General features: G+C 53.9%; 1 other RNA gene. It reads left to right on the top strand.

Annotated elements, in window-relative coordinates:
• Positions 1-308: a transfer-messenger RNA gene (gene ssrA, locus NAC44_RS21180) on the top strand; the annotation flags it as partial.

The following is a 308-nucleotide window of genomic DNA, read 5'->3' as shown; positions in this document are numbered from 1 at the left end:
GGATTCGACGCCGGTAACAAAACTTGAGGGGCATGCCGAGCTGGTAGCAGAACTCGTAAATTCGCTGCTGCAAACTTATAGTTGCCAACGACGACAACTACGCTCTAGCTGCTTAATGCGGCTAGCAGTCGCTAGGGGATGCCTGTAAACCCGAAACGACTGTCAGATAGAACAGGATCGCCGCCAAGTTCGCTGTAGACGTAACGGCTAAAACTCATACAGCTCGCTCCAAGCACCCTGCCACTCGGGCGGCGCGGAGTTAACTCAGTAGAGCTGGCTAAGCATGTAGAACCGATAGCGGAGAGCTG

Source organism: Allorhizobium sonneratiae, assembly GCF_023700755.1.
Lineage (GTDB): Bacteria > Pseudomonadota > Alphaproteobacteria > Rhizobiales > Rhizobiaceae > Allorhizobium > Allorhizobium sonneratiae.
The sequence above is the reverse complement of the archived record's forward strand: the minus strand, read 5'-3'. Positions and strand labels throughout refer to the sequence as shown.